The following is an 8,867-nucleotide window of genomic DNA, read 5'->3' as shown; positions in this document are numbered from 1 at the left end:
AGAAAGGGCGGCTCAATGAGCCGCCCAGGGATGAAATCAATGGATGACCTCGAGTTCGTCGCTTGCGTCGATCTCGTCAGAGGGAAGGACGCCATATTCACCGTCGACTTCAAAGACGGTGACCGGGACCATCAGGTCGCGGGAGAGCTGGAAGGCGTGGGGCGGTGCGAGAAAAAGATCGTGCGACATTTGAAGAGGCTCCATCTGGGAGCGGGCCAATTCCCGCTCGATGGCTCCTCAAGAGCCCGGGAACGGGCGCAATCACCGCGATGGCGATAGCTGAGAGCGGCCGCAGCTTAAGCTAGCGGACCCTTCACGGGTTTATCGTGGAAGATCCGGAACCGGGCCAGGACGCCATCTAGGAGAGGGGAATTGTTTGCTCCAAGGCGTGCCTCTGAATCGAGAGACGATGTCCGAAGTAAACCCGCGCTCGCAAAAGCGCCCGTTGCGCGACCGCCGGCGCCTTCGTCCTCGGCGGTGCACTCAGACCCCATCGTTTTGGCGGAATTACCGTTCGGTTATAGTTTGTCATGGTGTGACAAAGCGCATACTGAGTGGGCATCCACTGTGGCCTCCGCGCCAGACTCTGATCGCCTTCCAACGCGTTCGCATGAAGCCGGCCTATGTTACGACGGACTCAACCCTTCGCCGCCAACCGACAAATCCCCATGGCCACTTCCAGCGACTTTTCGAACGCCGGGATCGGCAGGAACTCGTAGCGCGAATGGAAATTGCAGGCGCCGGTAAAGAAGTTCGGCGTCGGGATGCCGCGCGCCGAAAGTACGGCACCATCGGTGCCGCCGCGCATCGGCATCAGCTTCTTATTTATCCCGAGTTCGTCCATCACATCAAACAACAGGGAGACGGCGCGGTCGTCGTGTTGAAGACTGGTGGCGATGTTTCGATAGGTATCGGTGACCTGGTGGCGGACGTTGCCGCTGGGATAGCTTGAGCATATCCGCTCCGCCACCTCGGCGATCCGCCGCTTGCGTTGATTGAAGCCATCGGTGTCGAAGTCGCGGATCAGGCAGGTGAGTGTTGCCTCGCTGTCATGGGCGACGAGATCCTTGAACCAGAAGAAGCCCTGGCGATCGGCGGTGTGTTCGGGCGTGTCGTTGCGGTCGAACTGGGCGATGAAGTCGATCGCCATCGTCAGCGGATTGACGAGGTTGCCCTTTGCCGACATCGGATGGGCACTGACACCGGTGAAGACGATCTCGGCGGCGGCGGCATTGAAGGTCTCGAGCACAACCTCGCCCAGTTCGCAGCAGTCGATCGTATAAGCAAAGTCGCAAGGAAAGCGGGCGAGATCCAGCGCCTTGGCGCCACGCAAGCCGATTTCTTCGTCGGGCACGAAGGCGACGAAGACGTCACCATGCGTCTGCTGGTCGAGCCGAGCAAGCAACGTCATGATCACGGCGATGGCCGCCTTGTTGTCGGCCCCGAGCACGCTGGTGCCGTCACTGACGATGATGTCCTCGCCGGTCCAGCCGAGGATCTCCGGATGCTCGGCAACACGCAGCCAGATATCATCCTTGGCATTGAGGCAAAGATCCTTGCCGTCGAAGCGGAGGATCTGCGGCCGGATGAACGGCGAGAGCCCGACATCGACGGTGTCGAGATGGGCGATAAAGCCGATCGCCGGCGCGTCGGGCCGGTTGCCGCGTTTAACCCCGGTGACGATGGCATGTTCGTCGACGCGGACGTCCGCCAGGCCCAGCGCCCGCATCTCCTCGGCCAGCAGCGCGGCGAGCGCTGCCTGGCCTGGCGAGGATGGCAGACCTAACGCCCGGCCATTGCTCTGGCTCTCGATCGCGGCATAGCGAAAGAAACGGTCGATCAGTTCCTGGCGAATGTCCATACTAGCCCTCATGTGGTAGCTGCGGGCCGTGACGGCCCGCCTTGTTGTGGCGATCAGCCGGGAACATCGACTAGACGCGGATGACACCGACACCCTCAGAGATGCGGATCTCCGTGCCGAGCCGGGCCGATTGCTCTGCAAGACGTTGAAGTATGTGCTCGGCACGGGTGCCGGTCGCCAGATGCGGTGCAAGACGGCGTTCCAGCACGCCGTCCTCTAACGCCGCATCGCCGCCGATGACGACCGGATGAAGAATAACCTCCACGAGACGGTTGTCGGCGTCGAAGGTCGTGGCCGCGACCACGCTTTCCCAGACCTCCGGCACCGTCCAGGTCGACTTCTCGGAACGCACATGGAAGATGAAGTTGCCGAGGCTGTAGAAGATCGGCCGACCCCGGTAGATCTCGATCGGCTGCAGCACCGGCGCGCCGTGGCTGACGAACATCGACGCCCCAGCATCGATGCAGGCGTGGGCGACCCCGCTCACCCAGTCGGGAACCTGATACCAGTCGGACGCCCAGTGATGATGGTGCAGATAGGCGACCACCAGCGATCCATCCTTCGCTGCCGCCGTGATGGCTGCAAGGTTCCTCTCCAGATCCGCTTCATCGATGTTGACACTGCGCCCGCAGCGCTCCGATCGCCGGAACACGGCACGGGCAAGCGCGATCTCGGTTTCCGGGTTAAGCTCCGGGCGATCGTCCGGCTGGCTGTCATTGGCAAGATCAATCGCGGTGTAACCGTCCTGGTCGCGGATCGCTGCCAATTGCCCGAACGCGGCGCCGTCGTCCTAATTCATCTGGGTAATCCCGAGCCGATTAACGCCGGGACGGGCGGGGCGCCCTTCCTTCGCATCTGCGGCATACATGAAGTCTGGGCCGGGACCGCCGTCCATCGCGACGACGGCTACCGGCCGACCGGAGATCACAGCAGTGCTCGCCCGCGACACTTCCCCTTGATCTCGACCAAGACCGGCATGGAGAAAGCCGCGCTTCTCGACCTCTTCCAGCGTCGAGAGCACGCCGGAGGGACCGAGGTCGAAGGCATGGTTGTTCGACAGCGACAGCGCCTCAAAACCGATGCCCTTCAGGGTATCGAGCACGAATGGGGCGCTGCAGCCGAAGAACGAGCCTTTGAGCGGCCAGCCACCGTGACGCCCAAGGATCGTGCCTTCGAAGTTGGTGAAGGCGAGATCGGCTTCGCGCAGCAGCGAGCGAACCTTGGCGAATGCCGGAGCGGTGATGTCGCGGATGTCATGTTTGATCAGCGACTGGCCGGTAACAGCGAGGGTGAAGCGGTGTTGCATGGGAGGACTTTCTGGGGCGACACGCGCCAGCCGTTTCGAATATCTGATGGTTCCGGGTTGGATCCGCTCGCTGAGGGTCGACGCACCCCTCAGCATGTGAAGCGCTCCGGCCGGGCGGCAATCAGCGTGCGGGTGTAGGCATTGTCGGAGCGCGAGAAGATGAAGTCCGAGGGCCCAAAATCCTCGACCCGCCCGTTCTTGAAGATGTAGACGGCACTGCACAGTGCCTGGACGATGGCGAGATCATGGGAGATGAACACCATCGTCATGCCGCGCTCCGCGATAGTCTCCCTCAGCAGGCCGACGATCTCGGCCTGGACCGAGACGTCGAGGGCCGAAGTCGGCTCGTCGGCAACAATGATCTGAGGCTCGGCAAGCAGCGCTCGCGCGATACAGACCCGCTGCTTCTGGCCACCAGAGAGCTGATGCGGATGGCGGGACAGCAGGCTGCGGGCAAGGCCGAGCCGATCCATCATCTCAGCCGCGGTCTCAGCCACAGATCGGTCCCTGGAACCCCCACCAGCACCGAAGCGGATGCCTTCCGCAAGCGCCTCGGCGATGGTCATCCGTGGGTTGAGGGATACCGATGGATCCTGGAAGATCATCTGCACCCGGCCGAGAAGACCGGTGCGCCGGCCGCTCGAGGCAGCCTCAAAGCTTTGCTCGCCGATGACAATCCGACCTTCATGCGCGCTGTCGAGACCGGCAAGGATCCGGCCGAAGGTGGTCTTGCCGCTACCACTCTCGCCGACGATGCCGGTGATCGTGCCGCGTTGCAGACGAATGCCGACATCACGCAGACCGAAGCTTGACCGTTTCCGGCCAAGGCCCCAATGGAAACCCTGCGGAGAGAACACTTTCGATATGCCTTCGGCAACAAGAAGTGGACGTTCGAGCTTGTCCGTGGCACGGGACCAGTCGTCAACGCCACTGTCATCAGCGTGTGCCGTCTTGTCCTCCACCTTCGCTGCCCTTGCAGGAATGCGAAGCCGTGGAACAGCGGCAAGCAGCTTCCTGGTATAGTCGTGGTTCGGCTGATCGAGGATGGTGACCGTGTCATCCGCTTCGACCACCTGGCCCTTCTTCATGACCAGCACCCGGTCGGTAATCTCGGAGATCACCCCCATGTCGTGGGTGACGAGAATGACGGAGACACCGGTCTCGTCGACGAGGGTTCTGAGCAATCCGAGCACCTGCTTCTGCACGGTGGCATCGAGTGCCGAGGTCGGCTCGTCGGCGATGATGATGTCGGGAGACCCCGCAAGGGCGATGGCGATGACGATGCGCTGCCGCTGGCCACCGGAGAACTGGTGCGGGTAGTTGCCGTACCGCCGCTGAGGCTCGGGAATACCGACCCGTGCCAGCAGATCGATGGCGCGGGTGCGGGCCTGACGTCTCGAAAGGGTTGGATCGAGCGCCAGGCAAGTTTCCTCAACCTGCGCGCCAACGCTCATCAGCGGATCGAGCGAGGCGGTATGATCCTGGAAGATCGCCGAGATGCGCTTGCCCCGCAGCGCCCCGCGCTCCCCGGCGGACATCGCCTCCAAGACCTTGCCGTCGAAACTGATCGTTCCCGACGTCTGCTGGAACTCCGGCGCAAGCAACCCGAGGATGGCATTGCCGACGGTCGACTTGCCAGCCCCGGACTCTCCGATGATCCCAAGGATCTCGCCGCGTCCAAGCGCGAAGCTGACGTCGCTGAGGATCGTCGTCGGGCCGGCCCTGGACAAATGGCGAAGGCCGAGATTCTCGACCCGCAGCAATACGGGCTGTTGAGACGAAGGCCCGAATGGAGGCAATGGCGGGCGCAGAGTTGTGTTCGCATGTTCGACTGTCATCGCGTCTGGTTCCTTGGATCGAGGCTGCGGCGAACGTCCTCGCCGAAAAGATTGATGGAAGCGATCAGGCCGAAGAGGGCGAGACCCGGAAACAGGCTGATCCAGTATTGGCCGGTCATCAGGTACTGGAAGCCATTGGCAACGGCGGAGCCGAGCGAGGGTTTGTCGATCGGAACGCCGAGGCCAAGGAAGGACAGCGTCGCCTCCAGCGCCACGGCATGGCCGACCTCGATCGGGATCAGGGTGATCGCCGGCCCGATGCTGTTGGGCAGCAGGTGACGGAACAGGATCCTTGACGTCGGCAGCCGCATCAGCCGCGCGGCATCCATGTAGGGCTTCTTGACTTCGCTCAGCGCCACGCCACGGGCGATCCGCGCATAGGTCGCCCATTGGGCGACGACCAGCGCCAGGATGATCCGGTCGATGCCGGGTCCAAGCGTGACGATGGCAATCAGCGCAATCAGGATGGTCGGCAGGCTGAGCTGCAGATCGACGAGGCGCATGATCGCGACATCGACCCATTTGCCGAAGTAGGCGGCACTGACACCGGCGGTGAGCCCGATCAGCGCGGCAAGCGCGGAGCTGACGATCGACACGACCAGGCTGATGCGCAGGCCATAGAGGATGGTGCTGACAATATCGCGACCAAGCCCGTCGGTTCCAAGCAGATAGAGATAACCACCGCTACCCAGTGTTCCGGGCGGCGACGATGCCTCCCAGCCAAAGATCTGCAGCGGGGCGTAAGGGTTTTGCGGTGCGATCAGGGGTGCAGCGATGGCAACCAGGATGTAGCTGACGAGCAGCAGCTTGGACACGGTCATGACCGGTCCGTGACGGCGCTTCTTCAACGCGCTGAGGATTTGGGCTTTCATGACGGTCCCCTTCAGGAAGACAGGCGCACGCGCGGATCGAGTACGGCATAGAAAAGATCGACGAGGGCATTGAGAACGACGAAGGCGACGGCGATGAAGGTGAGCGTCGCCATCACCACCGGCCGGTCGAGCAGCTGGATGGAGTCGATCAGCAGCTTGCCGACGCCCGGCCATGAGAAGATCGATTCCACCACCACGGCAAAGGCGAGCATGCCGCCAAACTGCAGACCGATGATCGTCACGATCGGCACGCTGATGTTCGGCAGCGTGTGGCGCATCAGGATCCGTCGTGACGACAGCCCCTTGGCGCGGCAAAACCGCGTGAAGTCCTGGCTCTCGACCTCGATCGTGCCGGAGCGCGACAGCCGCGCGATCAACGCGATGTTGGGAATGGCGAGCGCCAGTGCCGGCAGCACCAGGTGCCACAGACCGTTGGCGGTGAGCCAACTCCAGTCCTCACCGAGGACATGCACTGTTGCTCCTCTGCCACCGGACGGGAACCAGCCGGTGAGGATCGCGCCGACAAGGATCAGCATCATCGCCAGCCAGAACGAGGGGATGCTGAGCGCCGAGACGCTGCCGTTGAGCAGGGTCCGGTCGAACAGCGTGCCCATACGCCGACCGGCGAGAAGGCCAAGCCCGGCTCCAAGCGGGGCTGCGATCAGCATCGCGATCGAGGCAAGTTCCAGCGTTGCCGGCAGCTTGCTCATCACCAGCGTGAAGGCCGGCTGATGGTAGATGTAGGAGGTGCCGAAGTTGCCGCTGACGACATTGTCGATGAAGACGAGGTACTGGCGCCAGATCGGCTGGTCGAGACCGAGCGCGATGGTTGCCGCCTGAATGTCCTCGGGCGTTGCGGTTTCGATGTTGACGACGTTGAAGACCGGATTGCCGACGCTGTGGATGCCGATAAAGCCGATCAGCGACATGGCGATGAGAAGCAGGAAGGCCTGGGACAGCCTTCCAAAAACAACAGAGATCATGCCCATCTGCCTCTACTCCGTCGCAGCCAGGGTCTGCATCGCCGTCGTCCAGCCGCGCGGGTGCATGACATAGGAGCCGATGCGCGGGCCGTAACCGACGATGTGGTGGAAGTGGTAGAGCGGGATGATGGGCTGGTCGGCCATCACCAGTTCCGTCGCCTCAGCAAGGGCCGCATTGCGCTCCGGCCCGACCGCGATGCTTTCGGCCTGGGCCAGCTTCGTATCGAAAGCAGCATTGCGATACTTGCCGAAGTTCAGCGCGCCGGTTCCGCGCTCCTTATCCGGCGAGGCAAGCAGCGCACGCAGGATGATGTCGACCGCCTCGCCGGAGGTTCCGCCATACCAGACCGCATAGTCGCCAGCGGCACGCTTGGTATTGAACACCGAGAACGGGGCTGCCGACGGCTGGGCGGAAACACCGATGCGGGCCCAGCTCTGGGCGATCGCCTGCAGGCTCTCGGCGTCACCCGGATAACGGCCAGCCGGCCCGGCAAGCACGAGGTTGAAGCCGTCAGAATATCCGGCCTTGGCCAGTAGAACCTTGGCCTGTTCGTAGTCAGGCCCTTCGGGAAGGAGCTTGCCAGACGTGCCCGGAAGCCCGGTCGGAAACACCTGCGACGCCGCCGTGCCATAACCGGCGAGGATCTTGTCGACGAGAATGCCGCGGTCGGTCGCCAGCGCCAGCGCACGCCGGACAAGCGGGTTCTTGAACGGGTTGGCGATCGGCGCGCCCGACTTGTCGGTAACACCGGGAAGGGTGTCCCGATCAACATCGAACTGGACGAAGTTGATGCGGGCGGCACTGACGCTGGCAATCCACGCGCCACGCTGCTTCAAGCCTTCGACATCACGAGCCGGGATGGCGTCGGCGACATCGACCTCACCGGTGCTGACTGCAGCCACCCGGGCGGCCGGGTTCTCGATCACCCGGAAGGCGACCTTCAGCCAGGCGGGCTTGCCACCCCAGTAGGCGTCGTTGCGCACAAGTCTCAAGCTCTCGCCGGAGCTCCAGCTCTCAAACTTGTACGGCCCAGTTCCGACGGGCGGGGTACCCGCATTGAGGTCCTCGGTCGTCTCAAAGCCTTCCGCCGGCTTGTTCATCATAAAGATCGAAGAGAAGGTCAGAGGCAGGTTAGGGACGGCACCGTTCGTCTCGATGACCACGGTCAGCGGATCGGGTGCAGAGATCGACTTGATGCCGCTCACGGACGAACGAAATCCGCCGCTCGGGGGCTTCAGGAAATCGCGGATGCGCTCGATCGAATAGACAACATCATCGGCGTCAAACACCGCGCTGTCATGGAAGCGGACACCGTCGCGGAGCTTAAACTCCCATTGCGTGTCGGAGAGCGCCCGCCAGGATGTGGCAAGCCCGGGCATCAGCTGGAGCTTCTCGTCCTGGTACACCAGCCGTTCATAGATATGCGAAAGCAGCGAGGTGTTCTCGTTGAGATTGGCGTAGTGTGGATCGAGCGTCATCAGCTTGTAGGACGTGGCGATGCGCAGTTCGCCCCGTTCTTGCGCCAGGGCCGGCGCCGCGATCAACGACGCGCCGAGCGAGACGGACAGCAAAAGCGCCGACAGCAAACGCGGCCGAAACAATCTTCCCAGTTTCATGTGCGGTTCCTTCTTGTTTTTGACAGAGTCAGAGGTTCGCGCCGGAGGGGCTCCGACGCGGTGAAAATCAACGATTGAGCCCAGGCGGGCGTGCTCAGCTATTTTGCAGCGCGGCTTTGGGTTCGTGCGCAGCGAGGCGACGCGGCGGATCAACAGCCGCGTCGAATGCGAGGAGATCGGCCATTAATCCGCGGAGCTGCGGCCAGGGTTCGTCAGGACTGGTGGGGGAAGGCTGCGAGCGGCTGAGAATGGCATGCAGTTTGGCGGTTACACCAGCGACTGACTGCGCCGGTATGTCCCACAAGGCTTCCGCAGCCTTGTCCTCGGCGATCGCGGCGCAATCTTCGGCCTCGAGCGCTTCGCTGTAGCCAGGATCTCGTTCAACCGGCC

At 62.8% G+C, this 8,867-nt stretch carries 6 protein-coding genes and 2 pseudogenes; all 8 read right to left on the bottom strand.

From position 1 onward, the window contains the following. Window positions 1-36 precede the first annotated feature (36 nt). On the bottom strand, window positions 37-189 hold the full coding sequence (locus tag I8N66_RS33920) for a hypothetical protein (RefSeq protein WP_291163881.1): 153 nt from the start codon (window positions 187-189) through the stop codon (window positions 37-39). 448 nt (window positions 190-637) lie between these two features. Then, window positions 638-1,861, bottom strand: a complete 1,224-nt coding sequence (gene pepT / locus I8N66_RS33915; protein ID WP_291163884.1) for a peptidase T — start codon at window positions 1,859-1,861, stop codon at window positions 638-640. Window positions 1,862-1,931: 70 nt separating this feature from the next. After that, window positions 1,932-3,167 (bottom strand): annotated as a pseudogene (locus tag I8N66_RS33910) (CapA family protein). Window positions 3,168-3,256: 89 nt separating this feature from the next. After that, window positions 3,257-5,005 carry an ABC transporter ATP-binding protein gene (locus I8N66_RS33905; protein ID WP_291163878.1) on the bottom strand — a complete coding sequence of 583 codons (1,749 nt, stop codon included), beginning with the start codon at window positions 5,003-5,005 and terminating at the stop codon, window positions 3,257-3,259. Next, window positions 5,002-5,877 carry an ABC transporter permease gene (locus tag I8N66_RS33900; RefSeq protein ID WP_291163875.1) on the bottom strand — a complete coding sequence of 292 codons (876 nt, stop codon included), beginning with the start codon at window positions 5,875-5,877 and terminating at the stop codon, window positions 5,002-5,004. Before I8N66_RS33900 ends, I8N66_RS33905 begins: the two co-directional genes overlap by 4 nt. Window positions 5,878-5,888: 11 nt before the next feature. Beyond that, window positions 5,889-6,866 carry an ABC transporter permease gene (locus I8N66_RS33895; RefSeq protein ID WP_291163872.1) on the bottom strand — a complete coding sequence of 326 codons (978 nt, stop codon included), beginning with the start codon at window positions 6,864-6,866 and terminating at the stop codon, window positions 5,889-5,891. A gap of 6 nt (window positions 6,867-6,872) precedes the next feature. Beyond that, window positions 6,873-8,477, bottom strand: a complete 1,605-nt coding sequence (locus I8N66_RS33890; protein WP_291163869.1) for an ABC transporter substrate-binding protein — start codon at window positions 8,475-8,477, stop codon at window positions 6,873-6,875. Between the two features lie 94 nt (window positions 8,478-8,571). Continuing rightward, a pseudogene (locus tag I8N66_RS33885) lies at window positions 8,572-8,867 on the bottom strand (hypothetical protein); the annotation flags it as partial.

The sequence above is a fragment of the Ensifer sp. SSB1 genome (assembly GCF_016652895.1).
Classification (GTDB): domain Bacteria; phylum Pseudomonadota; class Alphaproteobacteria; order Rhizobiales; family Rhizobiaceae; genus Ensifer.
Note: the sequence above shows the minus strand (reverse complement) of the source record. Positions and strands in the feature narration are given on the sequence as shown.

What these genes read in the sequence shown, in the direction of transcription:
- I8N66_RS33895 (WP_291163872.1), bottom strand. Translation starts at nt 6,866, where the DNA reads ATGGGCATGATCTCTGTTGTTTTTGGAAGGCTGTCCCAGGCCTTCCTG.
- I8N66_RS33905 (WP_291163878.1), bottom strand. Translation starts at nt 5,005, where the DNA reads ATGACAGTCGAACATGCGAACACAACTCTGCGCCCGCCATTGCCTCCA.
- I8N66_RS33900 (WP_291163875.1), bottom strand. Translation starts at nt 5,877, where the DNA reads ATGAAAGCCCAAATCCTCAGCGCGTTGAAGAAGCGCCGTCACGGACCG.
- I8N66_RS33890 (WP_291163869.1), bottom strand. Translation starts at nt 8,477, where the DNA reads ATGAAACTGGGAAGATTGTTTCGGCCGCGTTTGCTGTCGGCGCTTTTG.
- pepT (WP_291163884.1), bottom strand. Translation starts at nt 1,861, where the DNA reads ATGGACATTCGCCAGGAACTGATCGACCGTTTCTTTCGCTATGCCGCG.
- I8N66_RS33920 (WP_291163881.1), bottom strand. Translation starts at nt 189, where the DNA reads ATGTCGCACGATCTTTTTCTCGCACCGCCCCACGCCTTCCAGCTCTCC.